Consider the following 23,339-nt stretch of genomic DNA (forward strand, 5'->3'; position numbering starts at 1 on the left):
CGCGGACGTCGAGTCCTTGGTCAGAAGTCGTAGCGCAGGCTGATGCTGGAGGTGCGGCCCGGGATCGAGCGCGCGCGGATGATGTTGGAGGAGGCATCGGCAATCGAGGCTTCCTCCGCTTCGGTGAGGCCGAAGGTGTTGAACACGTTGTTGACGTTGAGCGAGACGGTCAACGCATCGGTGATGCGATAGTCGGCAAACAGATTGACCTGCGTGTAGCCGGGCATTTTCAGTTGGTTGCTGTCCTGGGTGTAGGCCGATGTCGTGCCGATTGCGTTGACGCCGACCTCGTAGCGCTCACCGCGGTAACTCGGCGTCAGTTGCCAGACGAATCGGGCTTGGCGACGCGGCGTGTTGCCGGCGTTGGCCGGGGTGATCTGGTCCTTGTCGATGGTGGCGTCGGTCCAGGTCAGTCCGCCGTTGAGGCCGAAGCCCTCGATACGGTAGGCGGCCTCAAGTTCCAGGCCGTGCGCTTTGTAGGTGCGGTCGAAGAAGCGTTGGGTGGTTGCTTCGTAGTTCTGCTCCTGGGTGCGTGCGGCGAAGGCGGTAGCGAACAGGCTCAGGCCGCCGCTGCGCCATTTCAGGCCACCTTCGAGTTGTTTGACCACGTTCACCGCTTCGTTGGAAGAAACCGAGCCATCGTCGCGCACCACCCCGAACAGTAGACGGTCGGCGTTGGCGCGTGCGCCACGGCTGTAGCGCGCGAAAGCGGCCAGGTCGTCGTTGATCAGGTAATTGGTGCCGAACGAGTAAGACAGGTAATTCCAGTCGTAGCGGACCGGCTTGCGATTGGCGTAGTCGATGGTCGCCACGCTGCGCTCCGGTGCCTCGATCACGCCGTCGCCATTGACGTCGACGTTGTTGACCAGCGCGCCGCCGGACGTGTTGCCGCGCGCTCGGCCCATGTCATAGCGCAGGCTGCCGTCCACGCTCAGTGGTCCTTGATCCCAACTCAGTGCTAGATAGGGCGCGTTGATGTCGTAGCGCACATCGTAGTGGCGGGTGTTGTCCAGGCCCCAGTACGGCACGCCGTAGGCGTATAGCCCATTTTGCGAGAGCAGGCTGCCGTCGGCGCCGACCACGTCCAGCAGTCGCGCGCGGTGCGCGAGCGAGAGCACGTAGGAATTCCAGGTCCAGTCCGCATTGATGGTTTGCCGCGAGGTGTACCAACCGGCCTTAACGTTGAGACTGCCACCATTGCCGTTGCCGAAGTCGCGCGCCAGGCTGAAGTCGTTGACCGCATTGTCCAAGTTGTTGAGATGGACGTTGAACAGATGCGTGCGCATTGCCAGTCCACTGTAAGCCTGGCCGGCATTCGGGCCGTCGACGTAGCGCAGGCCGGCACCCGCGCCACCGATGCTGCTGGCCAGCGTGCCGGCATCTGTCACTTGTGCGGGGAATGGCGAGACGAAATCACCGGAGGTATCGGCGATGCGGAATTTGTCGGTCAGGGTCCAACCGCTACCGACATCGAACTGCGCTTCGGCACCGAACACACGCGACAGCGGGTGCATACCGTCGCTCAGTTCCACCCGCGATGGCCGATTTTTACCGTCCAGCGTGGTGCTGCTGCGGAAGTACGGGCTGTACAGCGTATCGGTGCCGGGATCAAATCCATTGATGCTGCCGAAGTGCGGCGAGCCATCGCTGCCGCTGACCAGGGTCGGCACGGGCAGATAACCGGCAGCGCGGTCGTTGAGATATTTGGCGTAGACGCGCACGTAGCCGTTGTCGAACAACCGGGTCAGGTTGGCCTTGAGTTGGCCGCCTTTGTCGGTGGTGTAGCCGGCATCGCGCGCGCCGTCGCCGCGGCGGTAGAAACCGCCGATGTTGAATTGCCAGTGTTCGGCGAACGGCGCGCCGTAGTCGAAGTCCAGCCGCGTGTTGTCGTAGCCGCCGAGGCCGCGTGTGAGGCCGACGCTACCGCCAGCGGTCTCCCCGGTCTTGCTGATGAAGTTGATGATGCCGCCGGGCGAGTTGCTGGCGAAGGTCGAGGCCGAACCGCCGCGGATCGCTTCGATGCGCTCCAGGCTGTAGTCCGAGCGCAGGAAGATATCGGCATTGCCGAAGGTGATGTCGCCGAATTCCAGCACCGGCAGCCCGTCTTCCTGCAATTGCAGGAACTTGGCTCCGCCGGATGCGACCGGCAGGCCGCGCACGGCGATGTTGGCGTTGCCTTCGCCGCCGCTGGATTCGGAACGGATGCCGGGGATGTTGCGGAAGATCTCGGCGGTGCTGCGCGGCGCGGATTGTTCGATCGCCTCAGCGCCGACGGTGCTGACCGAGACGCTGGATTTGAGTTTGCTCTTGGCCGTGGCGGTGCCGGTGACGAACACCGAGTCCAGGCTGATCACATCGCCTTTTGCCTGGGGCGTGTCGCTCGTGGCAGCGGTGGCCTGCTGCGCCAGGGCGGCAGTTGGTGCGGACAGCGCTGCGGCAACGGCCAGAGCCAGGGTCTGCAGGCGGATTGAAGAGGGGTGCATCGCGTTCTCTCCCGAAGCAAGTGATGACGGTGGGACGGGCCGTGCTCGCGACAGCGTTGGCGGGCACGCCCCGTGCAAAAGGTGGGGCGAGTGACAGATACGCGTACTTACAATCGATTGCAACTTGCATTGCAGCAAAATTCGCCATCGAGCATCAAGCTATTTTTTGTTTGATTTTTGAATGATGCGGATGTTGCGGTGCAGCGTTACAAACGATTGCAGGAAAATCACCATCCGCTCGCCGCTGCGGTGTGCCTCCCGCGCACCTGGCTCATCTAGGTTGATGCTCATGCGTTCTGATCGCCCCTTGCTTCCGCTCGCGCGCGTGCTGGCGCTCAACGCCGGCTTCTTTGGCGTGCAGTACAGCTTTGGACTGCAGCAGAGCAACATGAGTCCGATCTACAACTACTTGGGCGCGGACCACGCCAATTTGCCGTACCTGTGGCTGGCCGGCCCGATGACCGGGCTGGTATTGCAGCCAGTTGTCGGTGTGCTCAGCGACCGCACCGTGACCCGTTGGGGCCGGCGTATGCCGTACATGGTGGTGGGTGCGCTGGTTTGCAGTGTGTGCCTGTTGACCATGCCTTTCAGTGTTGCGTTGTGGATGGCGGTGCTCTTGTTGTGGTTATTGGACGCGGCCAACAACGTGGCGATGGAGCCATACCGTGCCTTGGTCAGCGACGTGCTGACCCAGCCGCAGCGTCCATTGGGCTATCTGACCCAGAGCGCGTTCACCGGCCTCGCTCAGACACTGGCCTATGCGACACCGCCGCTACTGGTGTGGTTGGGTATGAACCAGGATGCGGCCAATGCGCATCACATTCCCTATGTCACCATCGCTGCGTTCGCCATCGGCGCGGCGTTTTCCGCTGTCTCGATCCTGCTCACCGCCTATAGCGTGCGTGAGCCGAAGTTGTCGCCGCAGGCGTTGGAACGCTTGCGGCATGCGTCCGTCGGGCCACTGGCTACCGTGCGCGAGATTGTCGATGCGATCCGGCAAATGCCGCCGACGATGCGGCAGATGGCGTTGGTGATGCTGTTTCAGTGGTATGCGATGTTTTGCTACTGGCAGTACATCGTGCTGTCCTTGTCGACCACGCTGTTCGGTACCACGGCGGCCGATTCGCATGGTTTCCGCGAGGCGGGCCTGGTCAATGGTCAGATCGGTGGCTTCTACAACTTCGTTGCGTTCCTGGCCGCGTTCGCGATGGTGCCGGTGGCGCGCCGGGTCGGTCCCAAGTTCACGCATGTTGCGTGCCTGATTGCTGCGGGCGTCGGTATGTGGCTGCTACCGTCGATCCACGATCGATGGCTGTTGTTGCTGCCGATGGTCGGCATTGGCCTGGCGTGGGCCAGCATGATGGGCAATCCCTATTTGATGCTGGCCAACAGCATTCCGCCCGAGCGCACGGGCGTGTACATGGGCTTGTTCAATCTGTTTATCGTGCTGCCGATGTTGATTCAGATCGTGACCTTGCCGCTGTATTACGACTCTGTGTTGCAGGGAGATCCGCGCAATGTGATCCGTCTGGCGGGTGGTCTGATGCTGGCGGCGGCGGTGGCGATGCTGTTGGTGAGGAGCCCGGTTGCGCGATGGCAAACACGTCAGGCGAACGACGTCAGCAACTGACGGCTGGTGCCGCGACGCGGCGCGTGTACGAATTGCCAGGCATTGCTGCGGTTCACGCCGAGTCGCGCACCACCAGGCTCACCGGTAATTCCACCGAGGCCACGACTTCGCCCGCGATCAGACTCAGTACGCCGTCCACCAGTGCGGTGGCGGCGTGAGCGAGATCCTGACGCACGGTAGTGAGCGGTGGTTGGCTGTAGGTAGCCAATGGAATGTCGTCGAAACCGATCAGTGCGATGTCCTGCGGAACGCGGTGTCCGGCTTCGATCAGAGCACGGATCGCGCCGATGGCGATGCTGTCCGACGCGGCGAATACCGCATCCGGCGGCGCGGTTTTTTTGAGCATTGCGCGGGTCAGCCGATAGGCGTCCTCGCTGAGAAAATGGCTGCGTGCGTGCAGGCGCGGGTCGAAGCTCAGTCCGTGTGCCTCAAGCATGCGCCGGTAGCCGGCGAAACGCGGCGCCACCTCCGGCAGTGCCTCGTCGCCGAGGAAGGCGATGCGGCGACGGCCGTGTTCGATCAAGTGCGTGGTGGCCAGTTCACCGCCACGCAGGTTGTCGCTGCCGATGCTGGTATAGGCCTGGCCGTCGATGCGGCTGCCCCACACGATCATCGGCAGACCGCCACGCGCAGCGGCGTCGAGTGCGGCATGTTCGTGGCTCTGGCCGAGCATGATGATGCCGTCGGCGCGGCTGTTGCGCGCAAGGTCTTCGACCCAATGGTCCTGGTGCTGATGCAATTTGGACAGCAGCATGCTGTAGCCGCGCGCGGTCAAGGCATCGGCGAGCAGCGCCAGCATGGTCATCATGAAGGGGTCCGACAGCGGCTGTTCGTGCGCGTGCATCAGCGGCACGCCCACGCAGATGATGTTCGAGCGTCGCGCACGCAAGCTGCGTGCGATCGGATCGACCCGGTAGCCGGCTTCGTTGGCGAGTTGCTTGATGTAGGCACGCGTGCGCTCGGCGACGACCGGATTGTCGGCCAGTGCACGCGAGACGGTCGATTCTGAAACGCCGGCCATGCGCGCGATGTCGGCCATCTGCAGACGCGCGCTGGGCACAGCGGGTTCGGGTTTGTCGGGCATGCGATCGAGCGAGGCGGCAGGTGAGGCTGAAATTGCAGTGTATGCCAGCCGAGTAGTACGGCGCTGTAATGACCGTTGGCCTATCCCAACACAGTGGATGTGTCGCAACCTGGGCCAGTTCTGTGGACTCGTCGTGGTGGCATGCCGCGCACCTCGTCCGCGCTGAAGCCGGCCATGTGTGGCCGCTCAGCGCGCGAAGCGCGGCAGTTTTTCTGGGGAGTGCAGGATGCGCACGTTGTCGCCGAGTTCTTCCGGAGCACCGCCTGCCAACAGCGCATGCACGCGCGGTCGCTCCGGGGCTGGTCCAGGCGCCAGGCCGACCCATCCGTCTTTGCCTGCGCCCTTGGCTGCGTATAGGCAGCGATCGGCCAGGCCCACGCTTTGTTCCCAGTCGCCCAGTGTCGGCCAGGCGGCGACGAATGGCCACGGTGCGTAGCCGATCGAACAGGTCATCGCCAGTTCGCGTTCGGGCAGCGCGAGGTGGTGCGTTGCCACGGCCACACGCAGACGTTCGGCCAGTGTTTCGGCAGCACCATTTCGGGGGAGGCGGGTGACGAGCATGAACTCCTCGCCGCCCCAGCGCACCAACAGGTCGCGTTCGCCACACAGTCCGCGCAAGATCTCCGCGCAATGCACCAGTGCGGCATCGCCTGTCAGGTGGCCGTAGTCGTCGTTGATGCGCTTGAAGTTATCCATGTCGATCATGAAGAAATACAAGGCGTCGCCGCTGCTGCCATCTTCCAATGCGCTCAGTAGCGCGGGGCACTCGCGTGCCAGCCAGTCTTGCAGCTCGCGGCGATTGGCGACGCGGGTCAGCGGGTCCATGCGGGTGACGGACTCCAGTTGATGATTGCTCTGCAGTAACTGCTGATTGGCGTGTTCGAGTTGGCGCGTGCGCTCGGCGACGGTGAGGTTGAGCAGTTCCACCATCTCGCGCTCGCGGTTGACCGTGCGGCGGAACCTTTGTAATCCCAGACCGATCAACACCAGGACGAACAGTGTGTAGCAGGCATAGGCCAGCGGGTGCCGCCATGGTGGGGGGAGTACCTCGATCTCCAGTGCGCGTGAGTCACCAAACTGGCCGTCGCGGCCGGCGGCCTGCACCACCAACATGTAACGATCCGGTGGTAGATGGCTGACCGAGAGTTCGCTGTACGCGTTTTGTGGATAGATCCACCCTTGCTGTAGCCCATGCACGCGATAGCGCAAGCGCGCGCTGCCGGGTGCGGCGAAGTCGATCGCGGTCATCCCGACGGTGAACACGTTATCGCGGTAATTCAGCGCGATGTGATGCGCATAGACCACGTTGGTCTCGGTATAACTGGCGCCGCTATGACGGCCTTCGCTTGCATTGAGGATGCGTAGATCCGTCAGCACGGCGCGTGCCGGCGCACTGCGGCGTGGCAAGATTTTCGGATCGATCACGTCCATGCCCTGGGGGGCGCCGAAGTACAGCATCCCCTGTGCATCGCGATAGCCATGGCCGCTGTTGTGCTCTTGATTTGGCAGCCCGTCGCGTCGGCCTAGATTCTGCACGATCCCGGTGGCGGGATCGAGCACACTCAATCCGTTGTTGGTACTCACCCATAGCCGTCCCTGCATGTCCGGCAGGATCGTGTAGATGACATTGCTGCCCAGTCCTTCGCGATCGCTGTAGCGGACCGCGGTATCGCGTTTGAGATCGATGGCGTATAGGCCGCCGGAGAACGTGCCCACCCAGAGCGTGCCGTTGTGTGCGTACAGCGACCAGATCGAGGGATACAACTCTGCGCCCTGCGGATGGTAGGGCGCGGCAGGCTGATTGTTGCGCATGCGCCACAGGCCGCAGTCGTTGCAGCCGATCCACAGCGTGTTGTCGGCATCGCGGTAGAGCCGGGTCAGCTGATGACCGGCCAGTGGCGCGTCGCGCGGGTCATCCTGTATGTGGCCGTCGACCACACGGTTCAGACCACGCCGGGTGGCGACCAAGAGCGTGTTGCCTTCCAGCAGCAGGTCGCTGATTTGTTCGTCCAACAGGCCTTCCAGTTGCCGCAATCTGCCGTCGTGACTCAGATGCCAGAGCCCGTGCCGCGTTCCCAGCCACCAACCGTCCGAATCGGCGACGAGCGCGCGGATCGCCGCGCTCGCCAGTCCAGGTGGGATGCGCCAGGGGGCGGCGTTATTGTCGCGCATCAGCAGGCCTTGATCGGTGCCGATGAGCATGCGCTCACCATTGCGCCAGATGCTACGCACGCTCGTGCTGGGCCAGTCGTGGGTATCGTTCAGGTTTTCCTCGTCGTTGCGCATCATCGCCGACAATGGCCGTACCCGGTACAACCCCTCGGTATAGGTGCCGATCCACCAGTTGCCTTCGGAAGTCTGGTAGAAGCGGGTGATGCTGCTGTGTACCGGAGTGTCGAAGGTCAGCCGCAGCGGGCCGTGGCCATTGGGACCCAATTGCGTGACGAGCCCATTGCTGGTGCCAACCAGTATCCGTCCGTCCTTGAGCCGAATCAGCGCAGTGAGGTCGCCACCGTCTGTCAGCAGTTGCGCTGTTGTCCAATGCGCCAGCAAGGCACCGTGCGCGTCGAGCTTGAACAGGCCGCCTCTGGACGAGGCGAGCCATAGTCCTTCCGGGCCGGACTTCAATGCCACACACTCGTCGATGCCGTGTGGCGTCGGCAGTTCCTGGCGGGTGTCGGGACTCAGTTGCCACAGCCGGCAATTTCGGTCCAGTGCCACGGCATGTTTGCCATCCGGCATCCAATCCAAGCCCACCACGGAGGTGTCCCCGCCCAGTTGCCGTATCTGGCGCACTGTGGCATCCACACGATTGATACCGCGTTCGGTACCGAGCCATGCGCCTCCGTGTGGATCGAGCAGGATCTGGGTGATACGGTTGTTCGACAGCCCATCGGTCGTATTGAGCCGGTGGCGACGCCAGGTGGTCAGTTCGATCACCTCCAGCCCGGCATCGTTGCTGCCTACCCATAGGCGTTTGCCTTGGGATTCGAAGGCCAGGCTGTCGATGCTGCTGCTGACCAGGCTTTGCTTTTCGCTGCTATCGAGTTCACGCCGGTAGGCGCGGAACTGATGCCCGTCGAAGCGGTTCAAGCCTTCCTGCGTGGCGACCCACAGGAATCCTTGGTCGTCGCTTTGCAACGCATTGATCGTCAGTTGCGACAAGCCCTCGTCCAGGCCAAAGTGCTCCAGGCTGCTGGTCGTGGTCCTGTTCACCGCCAGGGCTGCACCCGGTGTCAAAAGCAGTCCTAGCAGGCAGCCGTAAATGGCGTGCGACGAACAGCGGGTCAGTGTGGAGAGAAATGTGCTCACGCCGCATTATCGGCCGGAATGGCCCCTGGCTTGAGTGCGTGTTACTGCCTTGCCGCCGATGCGCATGTCAGACTATGCGCTATGGATGGGCCGAAGATCCTGGTTGCTGACGACCACCCCCTGTTTCGGGCTGCTGTGTTGCATGTGTTGCGGCAGTCGTTGCCGCGCGCCCAGGTCGTGGAGGCGGCAAGCGCTGCCAACTTGGATGACGCACTGGCCGCGCATGCCGATGCCGATCTGGTCTTGCTGGATCTGGCGATGCCCGGTGCGCGTGGCTTTTCGGCGCTCTTGCATGTGCGTGGCGAGCGCCCGGATGTACCGGTGGTGGTGATTTCCTCCAACGACCATCCACGCGTGATCCGTCGTGCGCAGCAGTTCGGTGCCGCTGGATTCATTCCAAAGTCGTCTCCTGCCGAAACCATCGGGGTGGCGGTGGCGGCGGTGTTCGACGGTGGTACCTGGTTCCCGCCGCTGACAGTCGCCCGTTCGGAGGCCGATGCGCAGTTGGCGGCCCGTCTGGCCCAACTCACGCCGCAACAGTTCCGGGTACTGCTGTGCCTGGCCGATGGGCTGCTCAATAAGCAGATCGCTTACACACTGGGTTTGGCCGAGAACACGGTCAAGGTCCATGTGACAGGCATTTTGAAGAAGCTCGAATGTCATAGTCGGACTCAGGCTGCACTGCTGGTCAAGGCGCTGGAACCGGAAGGTGAGGCGTGAGCCGTGGTTGCGGCCTAGGGATTTTCTGTATATCGCCAAGGCCGACTGCTTCGCCGATATCGGCGCGTCGATTGCTCCACGCGCGCGGTCGGGGGTTGAGGATTGGCCCGCATGGCATCGTCTTCGATTCTGTTGGTATTGCAATCCACACGTCATCAGATGTTCTGGCCGCGTCGCAACAGCATTTGCGTCATCAGGGCACGTAAGGCCGGCGCGCGGACCGGTTTGACCAGCAAGCCCCAGCCGTGCTGCTGGGCGAGTGCGCGCAACCTCGGGTCCATTTCGCCAGTGACCAGTATCAAGCGCGGTTCAGCCTGCCAGCGGGCACAAAGTTGCGCGAACAGGCTGGGTCCATCGTGTTCGTCCATGTGGATGTCCAGTAGCACTAGCTCCGGTGCGTGTAGCGGCTGCGCTGCGGCCAGCGCTTGCTTCGGGTTGGCTGCCAGCTCTACTCGGCACGCCCAGCGCGTTAGCAAGGCGCTGTTGGCTTGGCATACGCGTGGGTCGTCGTCGATACACCAGACCCTGCAGCCGTGGAGGATAGGATCGTCGCCGTTGTCGCTGGCCACTGCAGCCGGTGCCTGCGGTTGCGTCATGGCGGCGGCATCGCCCAGCGGCACGGTGACAGCGAACACGCTGCCACGCCCCAACTGCGAGCGTAGGCTGATGCGGTGTCCGAGCAGGCGTCCGATGCGCTCCACGATTGCAAGGCCCAGGCCGGCGCCGCGATCCTGGGCGACGCCGTCGCCGAGCCGGCGGAACTCTTCGAAGATCTCTTGCTGCAGCGCATCGGGGATGCCAGGGCCCTGATCGTGGACTTCGATGCGCAGGTTGGCGCCATCGCGCCGGCAGCCCAGCAGAACGCATCCATTTGGTGTGTAGCGCAGCGCATTGGATAGGAAGTTTTGCAGGATGCGTCGCAGCAGCGTCGCGTCGCTGCGCACCGTGGCCCGGCTTGGCACGTAGTTCAGACGCAGGCCGCGGTCCTCGGCGAGAATGCCGAACTCGTGCGTCAGTGCTCGCAGGAGCGGGTCCAGTGCGATGTCCTGCACCTGAGTCTTCAGCGTGCCCGATTCCAGTCGCGAGATATCCAGCAAGCTGTTGAGGATCGCGTCCTGCGCCACCAGTGCGTTGTCGACATGGTCGGCGATTTGCCGCGTGTCGCTGTCGTGCAACTTGCCGCGTAGCGCCGAGACGAACATGCGTGCGGCGTTGAGCGGCTGCAACAGGTCGTGGACGGCCGCAGCGACGAAGCGGGTTTTGTAGCGGTTGGCGTTTTCGGCCTCGCGTTTGGCTGCGGCTAGGTCGCTGGTACGTTCGGCGACGCGGGTTTCCAGTGCATTGGCTAACGAGCGCAGTTCGCGCGCGGCGTTTTTGTAGCTGGTGATGTCGGCATAGCTGGTCACGAAGCCGCCGTCAGGCAGCGGATTGCCACGAATTTCCAACACGGTGCCGTCTTCTTTCTCGCTCTCGCGCATGTGCGGGCGACCGCTGCGTAAGTGGTCCAGGCGGCGTTGAATTGCCGCTTCCACCGGGCCGGGACCGAGCAAGCCTCGGCGTGCGTTGTAGCGGAAGACGTCCTCGATCGGACGACCGACGCAGATCAGTTCTGGCGGGAAACGGAAGATTTCCAGGTAGCGCGAATTCCACGCCACAAGACGCAGTTGCGTGTCGATGATTACCACGCCTTGTGGTAAATGTTCCAAGCTGCGGCTGAGCCCGGTGTTGGCCTGTTGCGCTGCTTGCACGATGCCGTCCTGTGCGGTGTGGAGCTCCTGTGCATGCTGTTGCAGCAGCGATTCCAGTTCATGTCGGCTGCGTTGACGCAGCCACGCCAGGCGCTGGTGTTGTTGGAATAACAGGCCCAGCAATGCCAATGCGAGCCAGATGCCGCCTGCGGCCAGCGCCGCAGCGTGGCCGGCGGCACGCGGCCCCCTGATGTCGTGCAGTAAATGCAGTCGCCATCCGTTTTCCGGTAGCGCGATGCGTTGCCACAGCAGTGGCTCCGGCTGCGCGGGGACGTCGATGCGGATCACCTGAGCGCCATCTTCCAGCGTATCCAGTACGCGCCGTTGCATCGACAGTAGCGGCTGCTGGGCGTACTGGCGGGTGGCCAGCAGTTCGTCGTGTTCGCGGGCACCGAGCGGCTGTAATTGACGGTAGCGCCAGACATCGCGGTTGGACAGAAAGACGATGTCGTGACGGTCGCTGACCAGGACGATGTCGGACAAATGCCGCCATTCGCGCTCTATTGCGGCCAGCTCGATCTTGATGACGATGACGCCCAGTGCTCGTCCGGCGTCGTCTTTGATCGCCTGCGAGAGGAAATAACCTGGCACGTTGGTGGTCATGCCGATGCCGTAGAAGCCTGCTTTGCCTTGAGTCAGTGCTTGTTTCACATAGGGCCGGAAGCCATAGTCGCTCCCGACATTGCTGCTGGCAGAGCGCCAGTTGCTGGCGGCCAGGGCGAGGCCATTGGTATCGATCAGGGTCAGCGTCGATGAGTGGGTGACGGCGTTTGCACGTTCCAGTTTCAGATTCAGCCGTCGCTGCGTGGCTGGACTCAGCGGCCGCTCTAGCGCGTTGCGCAACTCCGGGTCCAGCGCCAGTATCTGCGGTATGGTCCGATAGCGCTCGATGCGTTGTTGCAGTGATTGCGCATACAACTGCAATTGCTGGCGCAGTTGCAGGCCTTCGCTGCGTCGCGCACGCTGTTCGGCCAAGTGCTGTGCCAACAGCATGACCACCGCCATTGCGCCGACGATGCCGCTCAGTAGCAGGATGCGGTGGCGGTGATGCAAAAAGAAGGACATGCGGAGAAGGACGATGGCCAGTTCCGCATCAGCTTAGCTGGCGTGCGACGCGGTGTCCGCCGTGTCGCACGCGTGATCGCGCGGTGGTCCGGCATGTACCCGGACCACCGTACTCGCGACGGGTGGATCAGAACTGGACTTGGGCGCGCAGGTCCACCGAGTTCGGCTTGAATTGCATGCCGGCGCGTTCGGCATCGGCGCGCACGTAGTTCAACTGGAACTTGAAATGATTGGTCAGGTACCAGTTGGCGCCGAAGGTCCAATCGTGTTGGTTGCCGCCGAGCACGTTGCCGTCGTTCAGATCCAGGCGGCTGTAGCGCACCAGCACTTCCACGGCGCCATAGGCGTTGGCCGGTTTGACCATATCGACGTTGCCGGCGTTGTACGGGCGCGATTCGCCGGTCAACACATAACTGGCGAACACGTACTGGCCGTCTGCGCTGTAGTTGGGAAGGCTGTTGGTGCGGCTCACGTCGGCGCGCAGTGCCTCGCCCTGCAGCGAGAACGGCCCCTTGATCCACAGCGCTTCCAGCCCGGTGCGGCGGATCTGGTCGACGTCGATCAAGATGCCAGAATCGATCAGGCTCACAGGGGTCAGCGCGACTTCAGGAGGTGTATGCAGACGCACGCTGGGGCTGAAGCTCACGTTCAGACCGTTGTGATAGCCGCGCGGATTTTCCTGCGAATACACCACGCCCAGGTGCAGCACATCGCCTTCGGCCTTGAACGGGGTCCACGCGGCATGCACAGCCTGGGTGGTGCCGGGATTGTGGCCCTGCAGGTCTTTGCCACCGTACACGGCAGCTTGCAGCAGGTACTGCGGCTGCTCGAAAGTCCACTCCGCGCCAGTGCGGCGGCCTTGATAGATCGCCTGCACCGGGAGCGCGGCTTCCATGAAGCTGCCCGCGGCACCGCTGGTCACGGCTTCCAGACCGCCCAGCACCTTGATGTAGCCCAGGCGCACGTGGCCGTAGTCGTTGCCGAACAGCGCCTTGGTTTCCAGGCCGAAGAACACGTCCAGCCACTGCTTGGACTGGAAGTCGAAGCCCACCATCGCGTCGTAGACGCCATCCTTATTCAAATGGACGCCGAATTCCTTGCGCCGGAACGTGTGGTTGTTCTCCAGCAGGCGAGCGTTGTCGTTGGAGAAGGTGTTCCAGTCGTACTGGTAGGTGCCGACCGCAGCCAGCGTGGTGCCGTCGTTGAAGGTCGCTTTGGTCGGCCAGTTATCGAAGCCGTTGGCGGCGATGGCGGGAGCGGCGGCGGTCAGGCCCAGTGCGGCGAAAAGGAGGCTGTGGCGCATGATGGAATTTGTCTCGATTAAGGTCAAAGAAGCGCCACAGCCCCTGGTCAGGACGCGATGTGACACGTGGGCGGCGACGCATGAAAGACGGTCATCGAGGCGGATGCAGTCCTCGATAACGGCTGACATCTAGGCAATAGCGGTCGCTGGCTACAATTCTTTAACGATAAAATCACAATTAATATGTGAATCGTTCAACTTAAGGGCCGCGTCCTGGCGAAAGTGCAGGGTGGCGCGACGCATCTGTTCTGAAGGTGATGCTGGTTCCCGAGGACGCCGGCTTCCGTGCGCGTTTGGGCGTGCGCCCACGCGCCGAAGGTGCCCGCAACGAAGACTACGACCAATGGGTTATCTGCTTTTACCGCCTTGACGCGTACAAAGGCTGCATTCCGCGACCCGCGTCGGGTTGTCGGGCCGTTCCGGAGCGCGTTCAGATGCACAGTCCTTTTCCAGCGGCAGGTCGCGGGTCGCAGCCCGTACCGTTCTACCGGCACACTTATGTCCAGGTGCTGTTCGCCATTGTCGTCGGTGCCGTCCTCGGCCATCTCGATCCGGCCTGGGCTGTACAACTCAAACCGCTGGCCGACGCATTCATCAAATTGGTGAAGATGATCATCGCCCCGGTGATTTTCCTGACCATCGTGACCGGTATCGCCGGGATGACGCAGTTGAAGACGGTGGGTCGGGTCTTCGTCAAGGCGATGGTGTATTTCCTGTTTTTCTCCACGCTGGCACTGGTGGTGGGCATGATCGTCGCGCATGTGGTGCAGCCCGGCGCGGGCATGAATGCCAATCTGGCGACGTTGGACCAGAGCAAGATCGACAGTTACGTGCAGCAGTCGCACCAACTGACCATGACCGGCTTTTTGATGGACATCATCCCCAACTCGCTGATCGGTGCCTTTACCGGCGACCAGGTCATCAACGGCAAGTTGGCTGGTCCCAACATCCTGCAGGTGCTGTTCGTGGCGGTGTTGTTCGGTGTGTCGCTGGCGTTGGTGGGCGAGCGTGGCAAGCCGGTGCTGAACCTGCTCAATGCCTTGGTCGCGCCGGTGTTCAAACTGGTGCATCTGCTGATGAAGGCCGCGCCGATCGGTGCATTTGGCGCGATCGCTTACACCATCGGCGAGCATGGCGTGCAGTCGCTGGTGAACCTTGCCTGGTTGGTCGGCGCGTTCTACATCACCGCGCTGCTGTTCGTGTTGGTGATTCTGGGGACGGTGGCGCACCTGTGCGGGTTTTCGATCTTCAAGTTGATCCGCTACCTGAAGTCGGAATTGCTGTTGGTGCTTGGTACGTCTTCCTCCGAATCGGCACTGCCCTCACTGATGGAAAAGATGGAGCATGCTGGCTGCGAGAAGTCGGTCGTCGGTCTGGTGGTGCCCACTGGCTATTCGTTCAATCTCGACGGCACCAATATCTACATGACTCTGGCCGCGCTGTTCATCGCGCAGGCGACCAACACCGAGTTGACTCTCGGTCATCAGCTCACCTTGTTGTTGGTGGCGATGATCAGCTCAAAGGGCGCGGCGGGCGTGACCGGTGCTGGCTTCATCACCTTGGCGGCGACTCTCGCTGTGGTGCCGGAAGTGCCGATGGCCGGCCTGGCGCTGATTCTTGGTGTGGACCGTTTCATGAGCGAGTGCCGTTCGTTGACCAACTTCATCGGCAACGCGGTGGCCACCGTGGTGGTCTCGCGTTGGGAGAATGCGTTGGATCGCGACCGTCTACGTCTGGCGTTGGACACGGGCGACGCCAGCTTGCCCGCGACGGCCGCGTAACTCGTCGTGGTGCGTGGAGTGCGAGGCCATCGTGCGCACGCACGGGCATCGCCGGCATCGTGCATTTTCCATGCGCGCAAGCGCGTCGCGACAGCTGATGGACAGAACAGGCACAGATCCTCGGAGTAGAATTCCGCTCCTCCGCGCTCTTCGACGAAAGAAGCCCTCAATGTCAAACGACGATTTCAAACAGGCCGCACTCGACTATCATCGCCAAGAGCCGTCGGGCAAGATCAAGGTCGCCGCGACCAAGCCGATGTTGACCCAGCGCGACCTGTCCTTGGCCTACTCGCCAGGCGTGGCGTTTGCCTGCGAAGCCATCGTCGCCGATCCGCAGCAGGCCAGCGAGCTGACCGCGCGCGGCAATCTGGTCGCGGTCATCAGCAACGGCACCGCCGTATTGGGTCTGGGCAATATCGGGCCGCTGGCATCCAAGCCAGTGATGGAAGGCAAGGGCGTGTTGTTCCAGAAGTTCGCTGGCATCGATGTATTCGACATCGAGATCAACGAAAACGACCCGGACAAGCTCGTCGATATTATCGCCAGCCTCGAACCGACTTTCGGCGGCATCAACCTGGAAGACATCAAAGCGCCGGAATGTTTCATCGTTGAGCGCAAGCTGCGCGAACGCATGAATATCCCGGTGTTTCACGACGATCAGCATGGCACCGCGATCATTGTCGGTGCGGCGGTGCTCAATGCACTGGTGGTAACCGGAAAGAACATCGAGGACATCAAACTTGCCACTACCGGCATGGGCGCGGCGGGCATCTCCTGCGTCAATATGCTGGTGTCGCTCGGTTTGAAGCCGGAAAATATCCTGGCGCTGGATCGCGATGGCGTGATCCACACCGGCCGCACCGATCTGGACCCGGACAAGGCGCGCTACGCGCGCGATACCGACAAACGCACCCTGGCGGAAATCGTCGAAGGCGCGGATATTTTTCTCGGCTTGTCGGCGGCGGGCATCCTCACGCCGGAAATGGTGGCGACGATGGCGCCGCAGCCGGTGATCTTCGCCCTCGCCAACCCCAATCCGGAAATCACACCGGAAGCGGCCAAAGCCGTGCGTCCGGATGCCATTATCGGTACCGGCCGTTCGGACTATCCGAACCAAATCAACAATGTGCTGTGCTTCCCTTACCTGTTTCGCGGTGCGCTCGACGCCGGTGCAACAGGCATCAATGAGGCGATGAAAATCGCCTGCGTCAAGGCGATCGCGGCGATGGCACGGCGCGAAGCCTCCGATCTCGGCGCGGCCTATGGCGGCGAGACACCGAGTTTCGGGCCGGACTACCTGATTCCACGGCCGCTGGACCCGCGTCTGCTGGTCGAGCTCTCCTCTGCGGTGGCGCAGGCGGCGATGGACTCGGGTGTGGCCACGCGCCCGATTGCCGATATGGATGCCTATCGCGACAAACTCAGCCAGTTCGTCTACCGCACCAGCCTGATGATGAAGCCGCTGTACGATCGCGCGCGTGCCGACAAGCAGCGTGTGGTCTACGCCGAAGGCGAAGAGGAAGTCGTGCTGCGCGCGGTGCAGAGCGTGATCGACGAGGGTCTGGCGTTTCCGATTTTGATCGGGCGTCCGGACGTGATCGAAGCGCGCATCCAGCGCATGGGGTTGCGGATCACCGCCGGCGTGGATTTCGAGATCACCAACATCTATGACGACCCGCGCTTCAACGACTACTGGCAGTACTACCATGCGCTCACCGAGCGGCGTGGCGTCACCGTCACCGCCGCAAAAGAGCTGATGCGTTCGCGGCCGACGCTGATCGCCGCGGTGATGGTCGCGCGCGGCGAAGCCGATGCGCTGCTCTCCGGCGTGGTCGGGCGCTTCCACAAGAAACTCGGCTATGCGCGTAGCGTGATTCCGCTCGAACCGCGAGTCAGCTCCACCTCGGCGATGACCGGCTTGATCAACCAGCAGGGCGTGTTCTTTTTCGTGGATACCCACGTGCAGGAAGACCCAAGCGTGGAACAGATCGTCGAGGCCACCTTGCAGGCCGCTTATCGGCTGAAGTTGTTCGGCATCGAGCCAAACATCGCATTGCTGTCGCACTCCAACTTCGGCAGCCACGACTCGCGCGATGCGCTGAAGATGCGTCATGTGCGTGAGGCGCTGCTCAAGCGCAAGCCTGATCTCAATATCGATGGCGAGATGCAGGGCGACACCGCTTGGGACGAGGCATTACGCAATCAGATCATGCCCAATAGCACGCTCAAAGGGCGTGCGAACCTGTTCGTGTTACCGAACCTGGAAGCGGCCAATATCGCCTACAACCTGGTGCGTGTCTTTACCGACGGCGTGGCGATCGGGCCGATTCTGATGGGAATTTCCAAGCCGGTGCATATTCTCACCACCAGCACCACCGCGCGCCGGGTAATGAACATGACCGCGATCGCCGCTGTCGATGCGCAGATCCGCAAGCAGATGGAAGCGGAGAAGGCTGGTTGAGTTCGCTGCAACGGCAGATTCGCCAGTCAATCGCATGGCTTTCTCCTTGTGTCCGTAAGCGGGCGAATATTGGGCGGTTGATAGCGTTGGTCGTCTATATTGGACTGGCCGCACTATCGGCCAGATGGGGGATCACTTTCTGGCCGGCAAAGGCACGTAGTGATCCTCGTTTGTGCGCTATACCGACAGCCGAAATGATTGTCCGTGCATGAGGCGACTCACCCTCTGAATGCCAAGTGCAAGTGCCTGTTCAAGAAAGCCGTAAGGCAGTTGCAGTTGTTGACCCAGGGGGACGTCGCCTATTGGCGGTAGATCATCGGCAGCGCCGAGCGCGTGATGGCGATGGCGGGGGGGGGGGGCGTCCTGATGAGATGCGGCCACGGGTGTCAATGCACGCAGGCGTGGGGTTTGACTTGTGAAATTGCGCTTAAGCTGAGCAGGCCGAGGCTGTCAGCGCTGCAGGAGCGCACTTCCCCAGTGCTGGGTAGTTGACGAGCGCCGATGTTGCGTCACTGGGCTGGTCGCTATTTTGTGATGCACACGAAAAAACTGCGCCGCCACGCTTCATCGTGGCGGCGTTATCAAAGCGTCACGCCTCTCAGGCCAGACGCTTGCTGCCAACAGGCAACGGCAGACTGTCGCTGTCGTTTTGGTTCAGCTTGGAGGGCTTGCCAGTGAGCAACACATAAGCGTCAACGCCGGTAAGTTCGGCGATCTTCAACAAATGCCTGGCATTGGGAACAGAACGGTTGTTCTCCCAGTGACCAAGGGTGCTATGCGCCACGCCCAACAAGGCGGCAAGCTCGCGCAGAGTGAAGCCTGCATTTCGCCGCGCCTGCATCAATCGCACACCTATATCCACAGAACACCTCGAAGCGGCATATCGGCGCCGCGTATTGCCAGCATAGTGTTGCCGTCGTTCCGCATCAAGCATGTTAGTCGAGCAGGGTGGGTCGGAGGGGCGTGATGCCCGCTGTAGCAACCCGCCCGCACCCCGGCGGGCTGCTAGAATTGGCTCTTATCTACCCATGTGTCCCCATTGCCATGAGCCAGACCGCCACCGCGCCCGCCAATGCCCAGACGCGCTACGAGGTGCGCCGCGCCGACCTGCCGCTGTGCTGTCCGACCCCTGAAATGGCACTGTGGAACTCGCATCCGCGTGTCTACCTGCCGATCCAGGACGCGGCCGACCGTCAGGCCAAATGTCCGTATTGCGGTTCGGTCTTCGTGCTGGTCGATTGATCGATGGTGCGATGCACCGTCTGACCGTCGTGCAATTGCTGCCGGCGCTGGAGTCCGGTGGCGTGGAGCGCTCCACGCTGGAAATCGCCCAGGCGCTGGTCGCCGCTGGGCATCGTGCGCTGGTGGTGTCGGCCGGTGGGCGGCTGTTGTCGGCGTTGGCCGCTGTAGGGGCCGAGCATCTTGCGTTGGACATCGGGCGCAAGTCGCTGCTGACGCTGCGCCATGTGCCAGCGTTGCGGGGGCTGTTCGCGCGCGAGCGCGTCGACATCGTGCATGCCCGTTCAAGATTGCCGGCCTGGCTTGGCTGGCATGCGCTGCGCGGTATGCCGACGGTGCAGCGTCCGCGCTTCGTCACCACCGTGCATGGACTCAATTCGCCCAGCCGCTACAGCGCGGTGATGACCCGTGGCGAGCGAGTGATCTGCGTGTCCGACACGGTGCGCGGCTACGTGCTGCGGCACTATCCGCAGACCGATCCGGCGCGGTTGCGGGTGATTGCGCGCGGTATCGACCCGGTGCAGTTTCCGCGTCGGCCCTGGCCGGATCCGGGCGCGCGTGCCTGGGCCGCGACGCAGGTGCCGGCGCTCGCCGGTCACACTGGTCCGTTGCTGTTGCTCCCGGGCCGTGGCACACGGCTGAAGGGCCATGCCGATGCCTTGCGTTTGCTGGCGGCGCTGCGTGGCGCTGGCGACGACGTGCGATTGTGGTTGCCTGGCGCACGCGAACCCGGACGCGAGGCGTATGTGCGCGAAATGGAGGCCGAGGCGAGCGCGCTGGGCGTCGCCGATGCGGTCGCGTTTACCGCGCCCACCGCGCACATCGCCCAGGCCTATGCCGCCAGCGATCTGGTGTTGCAATTGTCGCGCAAGCCCGAGGCATTCGGTCGCACCGTGGTCGAGGCGCTGGCGGTGGGGCGGCCGGTACTGGGTTGGGCGCACGGTGGGGTTGGCGAACTGCTGGCGCAATTGCAGCCTGACGGTGCAGTGGCCACGTTCGATGCCGCCGCGCTGCATGCGGTCGCGCGCCAATTGCTGACGTCGCCACCGGCGCTGCCGGCCACGATTCCCTATACGTTGCAGGCGATGCAGCGCAGTACTCTGGCGATCTATGACGAACTGCGGCCCTGAGAGATCCTTGTCCACGTCTGCTGCCACGGAATCTGGGGAGCGTTGGGCGCCGGTCTGGGTGCTGGCCTTCGTCGCGCTGTGGCCGGCACCGGGCTTGGCTGCGAGTGTGCTGGCGCTGGGCGCGCTGCTCACCTTGGCGCGGTTGCTGCATAGCCGCTTCCGTGGGGGCGGTGCGGGCTTGTTGAGCGGGCCGGCCTGGGCGCTGACTACGCTGTTGTTCCTGGCCTATTGGCTACCGCAGCCGCTGTCGGCGCTGGGCGCGGTGGACGTGCCGCTGGCGCTGCGCGAGTCGGCGGTGGATCTGCGTTTTCTGCCGTTCCTGTGGTTGGTGGCGATGGCGGCGGCGACGCCGCGCGGGCGTCGCTTTACCTTCAACGGTCTTGGGGTGATTGCCGCGATCTGGACGCTGGACGCGCTGGTGCAGGCGCTGTGCGGTACCAGTCCGCTGTTCTGGTCGATGGATCAGTTGAAGTGGACGATCAGCCATCATGGTCTGTGTACGGCGCAGCAAGCCATGGCGGCCGATCGTCTCAGTGGTGTGTTTGGTCCGTGCAATCTCAAGTTCGGCCAGGTTCTGGTGAGCGTGTCGCCGTTCCTGCTGTGGGGGGCGTCGCGTCGTGGCGGTGCCTGGGGGTGGTTGCTGGCTGCCACGGCGGTGGGGGTGGTGCTGGTGTTGGCCGGGTCGCGTGCGTCGTGGATCACCTATGCGCTGCTGCTGGTGCTGTCGGGTTGGCGTTTGCTGGGTGTGCGCAAGTTGCTGGCGCTCGGTGTCGCCGCGGTGTTGGGGGCCGGCGTGCTCGGTCTTGTGTCGCCGCAGGTGCATGACCGCTTCGAGCGCAGCGCGCGCGCGTTGAGCGGGCAACCGGCTGATCTCAATGCGGCATTGACTGGCCGTGCGCAGATCTGGGCGGCTTCCTGGTGCATGATCCGTCAACATCCGTTGAGCGGGGTGGGGGTGCGGGCTTTCCGCGAGGCCTATGCCGCTTGCAACCCGACTCCTGCCCAGCCTGGCGAGTGGGGCCGCGAGCCGGCCCTTCATGCCCACCAGATCGTGCTCGAGGTGCTCAGCGAAACGGGTGTGATCGGTCTGCTGCTCTGGCTGGCCGGCGCTGCGCAGGCCTGGCGGGCTTGGCGTTACGCGTCGGCTGCGGCGCGCGAACGTGCGCGGCCGGCGATGCAGGCGTTGCTGATCACGGTGTTCCCGTTCAACACCCATTTGGCGTTCTATTCGTCGTTCTGGGGTTCGTTGGCGCTGCTGCTGGTCGGCCTGTACGTCGGCGCGCTCTTGGCGAAGGAGCCCGATGCGGGGGATCGGATGGATGTGGTGGCGTCGGCCTAGGTGTAGCGGCTCGCGTTTGAAAGCGGCCGGGCTCGCAATCAGTGCACCGGCCAGCTCAAATTAACTGCAACCAGCCGAGGCCATCGGCTCACATTAGTTGCCACTGAGCTTGCAATTAGCTCGGCCGGCTTGCGTTCCATCGTCGTCGGCTCACGCTTTCTGCAAATTGAAGAGCGCATCAGATAGGCAGGCCAACGCGCAGCATTTTTTCACGCAGTTCGGTCGCTCTGGCCGGAGCCAGCGTGTTGTTGAACAGCGCCTTGATCTCGACCAGTTTGGCATCGAACTGCTCAACCAACTCTTTGAGGCGGTAGCCCGGCCTCGGCCTCACGCAGGAAGCCGATGATCTGCTCTTCGGAAAAGCGCTTCTTCACGTCCAATCTCCTTGCTCTGGGGAATTGGACTCCAGATCGCCGTGCTACTCAAAATCGGGGGGGGGGGCGTCGCTTGCGGAGGCACGTGGCCGGCGTGTGGCTGCGCGGGGATGACCTGCGCCGTTACGTTGTCGCCAAGGGCTCGCGACCAACTCATCGCGCTGAATGCGTACATCGCTGATGCCGCTTCGCCCGAGCATGTCAAAGTAGTTGTCGCCCGGATAGGACACAAGGGTGTCCCGGGCGCGCTGATCGATACCCACCGTCAAGGACAATGGGGTATCGATCACATCTTCGTTTCATTTCTATTCGGAAGAATTTTCCAAATATTGGATTACTCGCATGGAGCGAGGTTGTGAGAAATCCAAATAGTTGCTATCAGATGCTTTGACGCTCTTTAATTCCCAGTTCTGGGTGACTCCTGAAAAATTCGCAATTCTATTATACGAAAGATTGTCCCAATCAGAGAGTACCACTGCGGTGCCCGGAGCGGCATCCACATATACTTGGCTGTGATAAATCCAATCCGGCAAGGAATAGTGCGACCTTTTGCCAGCAGGCAGGCAGTACTTTTCACTACTTGTCAAGCTGACGATACACCCAAGCGGCGTAGTATCGCTAACAACCATCATCGATTTCGGTTTAGAGAAGTCTAAATAACTTCCATTGTCTGCCTCGACATTGCGAAGATCACTATTTTCTACGGTGCCGACAAAACGTGCTTTCCTGGCATAGGGAAGATTGTCCCAATCAGAGAGTACCACTGCGGTGCCCGGAGCGGCATCCACATATACTTTTTTATTGTAGATCCATGCCGGTAGCGAGTAAGCTTTAGCCTCGCCAGGGTGCATGCAGAACTTTTCACTTGTCTCTATATCGACAATGCATCCAGGAGGCGGTTCTTCCGATAAAAAACGTGCCTCGGGATAGATCGACTTGATCCAATCGGCATACTTGGAAATTCGCGCGCCAGTGGATTTAGTGGCGCTGCCGCCATTGGTTGTTGCGATGATGACTGGCTTGCCATTGCGAATTTGCCACCAGGCAGATCCGCTATCGCCCGGAGCCGTTCTTGCCCAGTATGCCGACGGCCCCTGCGGGTCGTATTGGGCATCGATTCCATAGTCATTCTCGAATACCTCGCTAATGCGGCTCCGCGAATAGAGACGTCTTGCTCCTTTTTCCGGCCAATATCCACCGTTAGACTCAGTCCCAACACCCCAGGAACCGTATCCAACGAAGATTACGTCGCGACCCACTTCGTCGAGATAATCATTCAAGATCGGACGTTCGACCGGTCTTTCATTAGCGTCTAGTATCTGCCCGACTACGGGTAGTTTTATCACCGCGACATCCGTCGACGCCCCACCCATTCCTCGCGGAACGGAAATTCTTTGAGGCGGCACGTATGCGATACCCGAGCCTGAGGCTATAATATTTCCATTTAAATCTTTAAAAGTCTTGTTGACCGCAGTTTCTTCAGCCGTGTAGGGAACGCAATGAGCGGCTGTGAGGATATAGCTCCAGTCGCCTGAATTTCCAAGCCACGTCGCGGTGCATCCGCTAATATTGCCAACCACGAGCCATGGCTTTTCATAGCTAGAGCGTGTTATGAACTTGAGGCTTTCGCGGCTATCGTAAGCGGATGAAGCCAGCACGCTCCTATCCGA

16 protein-coding genes are annotated in these 23,339 nt (G+C 62.1%); 7 read left to right on the top strand and 9 right to left on the bottom strand.

The features are described from left to right. Positions 1-20: 20 nt before the first annotated feature. Both XALGPE39_RS03765 and XALGPE39_RS16565 read right to left on the bottom strand, forming a co-directional pair. Positions 21-2,483, bottom strand: a complete 2,463-nt coding sequence (locus XALGPE39_RS03765) for a TonB-dependent receptor (protein WP_045727048.1) — start codon at positions 2,481-2,483, stop codon at positions 21-23. Positions 2,484-2,642: 159 nt separating this feature from the next. After that, the gene (locus XALGPE39_RS16565) at positions 2,643-2,774 is read right to left on the bottom strand and encodes a hypothetical protein (RefSeq protein ID WP_255352334.1); all 132 of its coding nucleotides are present in this window, start codon (positions 2,772-2,774) and stop codon (positions 2,643-2,645) included. Here XALGPE39_RS16565 and XALGPE39_RS03770 point away from each other — a divergent pair. Continuing rightward, positions 2,773-4,113 (top strand): MFS transporter, encoded by a 1,341-nt coding sequence (locus tag XALGPE39_RS03770; RefSeq protein WP_045728935.1) that lies wholly within the window; start codon positions 2,773-2,775, stop codon positions 4,111-4,113. The genes XALGPE39_RS16565 and XALGPE39_RS03770 overlap by 2 nt on opposite strands. A 52-nt stretch (positions 4,114-4,165) precedes the next feature. Here XALGPE39_RS03770 and XALGPE39_RS03775 read toward each other — a convergent pair whose 3' ends face one another. Both XALGPE39_RS03775 and XALGPE39_RS03780 read right to left on the bottom strand, forming a co-directional pair. Next, positions 4,166-5,197, bottom strand: coding sequence for a LacI family DNA-binding transcriptional regulator (locus XALGPE39_RS03775; protein ID WP_045727049.1), 1,032 nt, complete (start codon positions 5,195-5,197; stop codon positions 4,166-4,168). Positions 5,198-5,383: 186 nt separating this feature from the next. Beyond that, entirely contained in the window at positions 5,384-8,413 is a 3,030-nt protein-coding gene (locus tag XALGPE39_RS03780) for a ligand-binding sensor domain-containing diguanylate cyclase (RefSeq protein WP_235429739.1), read from the bottom strand. Between the two features lie 177 nt (positions 8,414-8,590). Between XALGPE39_RS03780 and XALGPE39_RS03785 the strand changes: the two genes are divergently transcribed. Beyond that, a complete protein-coding gene (locus XALGPE39_RS03785; protein ID WP_045727050.1) occupies positions 8,591-9,229 on the top strand; it encodes a response regulator transcription factor in 639 nt (212 codons plus the stop codon). A gap of 155 nt (positions 9,230-9,384) precedes the next feature. On the opposite strand, the gene XALGPE39_RS03790 is transcribed toward XALGPE39_RS03785, so the two are convergent. Next, positions 9,385-12,042 carry a PAS-domain containing protein gene (locus XALGPE39_RS03790; protein ID WP_045727051.1) on the bottom strand — a complete coding sequence of 886 codons (2,658 nt, stop codon included), beginning with the start codon at positions 12,040-12,042 and terminating at the stop codon, positions 9,385-9,387. Between the two features lie 127 nt (positions 12,043-12,169). Beyond that, the gene (locus tag XALGPE39_RS03795; protein ID WP_045727052.1) at positions 12,170-13,345 is read right to left on the bottom strand and encodes a porin; all 1,176 of its coding nucleotides are present in this window, start codon (positions 13,343-13,345) and stop codon (positions 12,170-12,172) included. A 434-nt stretch (positions 13,346-13,779) separates the two neighbouring features. Between XALGPE39_RS03795 and XALGPE39_RS03800 the strand changes: the two genes are divergently transcribed. Both XALGPE39_RS03800 and XALGPE39_RS03805 read left to right on the top strand, forming a co-directional pair. Continuing rightward, on the top strand, positions 13,780-15,126 hold the full coding sequence (locus tag XALGPE39_RS03800) for a dicarboxylate/amino acid:cation symporter (RefSeq protein WP_045728937.1): 1,347 nt from the start codon (positions 13,780-13,782) through the stop codon (positions 15,124-15,126). 169 nt (positions 15,127-15,295) lie between these two features. Further along, a complete protein-coding gene (locus tag XALGPE39_RS03805) occupies positions 15,296-17,587 on the top strand; it encodes an NADP-dependent malic enzyme (protein WP_045727053.1) in 2,292 nt (763 codons plus the stop codon). 598 nt (positions 17,588-18,185) lie between these two features. Here XALGPE39_RS03805 and XALGPE39_RS03810 read toward each other — a convergent pair. Then, positions 18,186-18,449, bottom strand: a complete 264-nt coding sequence (locus XALGPE39_RS03810) for a helix-turn-helix transcriptional regulator (protein WP_255352705.1) — start codon at positions 18,447-18,449, stop codon at positions 18,186-18,188. Between the two features lie 182 nt (positions 18,450-18,631). Between XALGPE39_RS03810 and XALGPE39_RS03815 the strand changes: the two genes are divergently transcribed. The 3 genes from XALGPE39_RS03815 to XALGPE39_RS03825 are packed head-to-tail and all read left to right on the top strand — an operon-like array spanning position 18,632 to position 21,295. Further along, the gene (locus XALGPE39_RS03815) at positions 18,632-18,829 is read left to right on the top strand and encodes a zinc-finger domain-containing protein (RefSeq protein ID WP_045727055.1); all 198 of its coding nucleotides are present in this window, start codon (positions 18,632-18,634) and stop codon (positions 18,827-18,829) included. Positions 18,830-18,840: 11 nt separating this feature from the next. Next, entirely contained in the window at positions 18,841-19,956 is a 1,116-nt protein-coding gene (locus XALGPE39_RS03820) for a glycosyltransferase (RefSeq protein WP_045728938.1), read from the top strand. After that, entirely contained in the window at positions 19,937-21,295 is a 1,359-nt protein-coding gene (locus XALGPE39_RS03825) for an O-antigen ligase (RefSeq protein WP_045727056.1), read from the top strand. The genes XALGPE39_RS03820 and XALGPE39_RS03825 overlap by 20 nt, the downstream gene beginning before the upstream one ends. Before the next feature lie 178 nt (positions 21,296-21,473). On the opposite strand, the gene XALGPE39_RS16035 is transcribed toward XALGPE39_RS03825, so the two are convergent. Both XALGPE39_RS16035 and XALGPE39_RS15085 read right to left on the bottom strand, forming a co-directional pair. Further along, positions 21,474-21,626, bottom strand: a complete 153-nt coding sequence (locus XALGPE39_RS16035) for a hypothetical protein (RefSeq protein WP_045727057.1) — start codon at positions 21,624-21,626, stop codon at positions 21,474-21,476. A gap of 348 nt (positions 21,627-21,974) precedes the next feature. Next, a partial coding sequence (locus XALGPE39_RS15085; RefSeq protein WP_152624948.1) for a trypsin-like serine protease occupies positions 21,975-23,339 on the bottom strand: 1,365 nt, incomplete at its 5' end.

Origin of the sequence: Xanthomonas sp. GPE 39, assembly GCF_000963005.1 — a bacterium.
Lineage (GTDB): Bacteria > Pseudomonadota > Gammaproteobacteria > Xanthomonadales > Xanthomonadaceae > Xanthomonas_A.

Excerpts from the sequence above, each read along its gene's own strand:
- XALGPE39_RS16565 (WP_255352334.1), bottom strand. The coding sequence starts at position 2,774 with ATGAGCATCAACCTAGATGAGCCAGGTGCGCGGGAGGCACACCGCAGC.
- XALGPE39_RS03805 (WP_045727053.1), top strand. The coding sequence starts at position 15,296 with ATGTCAAACGACGATTTCAAACAGGCCGCACTCGACTATCATCGCCAA.
- XALGPE39_RS03785 (WP_045727050.1), top strand. The coding sequence starts at position 8,591 with ATGGATGGGCCGAAGATCCTGGTTGCTGACGACCACCCCCTGTTTCGG.
- XALGPE39_RS03820 (WP_045728938.1), top strand. The coding sequence starts at position 18,841 with ATGCACCGTCTGACCGTCGTGCAATTGCTGCCGGCGCTGGAGTCCGGT.
- XALGPE39_RS03825 (WP_045727056.1), top strand. The coding sequence starts at position 19,937 with ATGACGAACTGCGGCCCTGAGAGATCCTTGTCCACGTCTGCTGCCACG.
- XALGPE39_RS03800 (WP_045728937.1), top strand. The coding sequence starts at position 13,780 with ATGCACAGTCCTTTTCCAGCGGCAGGTCGCGGGTCGCAGCCCGTACCG.
- XALGPE39_RS03795 (WP_045727052.1), bottom strand. The coding sequence starts at position 13,345 with ATGCGCCACAGCCTCCTTTTCGCCGCACTGGGCCTGACCGCCGCCGCT.
- XALGPE39_RS03775 (WP_045727049.1), bottom strand. The coding sequence starts at position 5,197 with ATGCCCGACAAACCCGAACCCGCTGTGCCCAGCGCGCGTCTGCAGATG.
- XALGPE39_RS03765 (WP_045727048.1), bottom strand. The coding sequence starts at position 2,483 with ATGCACCCCTCTTCAATCCGCCTGCAGACCCTGGCTCTGGCCGTTGCC.
- XALGPE39_RS03815 (WP_045727055.1), top strand. The coding sequence starts at position 18,632 with ATGAGCCAGACCGCCACCGCGCCCGCCAATGCCCAGACGCGCTACGAG.
- XALGPE39_RS03770 (WP_045728935.1), top strand. The coding sequence starts at position 2,773 with ATGCGTTCTGATCGCCCCTTGCTTCCGCTCGCGCGCGTGCTGGCGCTC.
- XALGPE39_RS03790 (WP_045727051.1), bottom strand. The coding sequence starts at position 12,042 with ATGTCCTTCTTTTTGCATCACCGCCACCGCATCCTGCTACTGAGCGGC.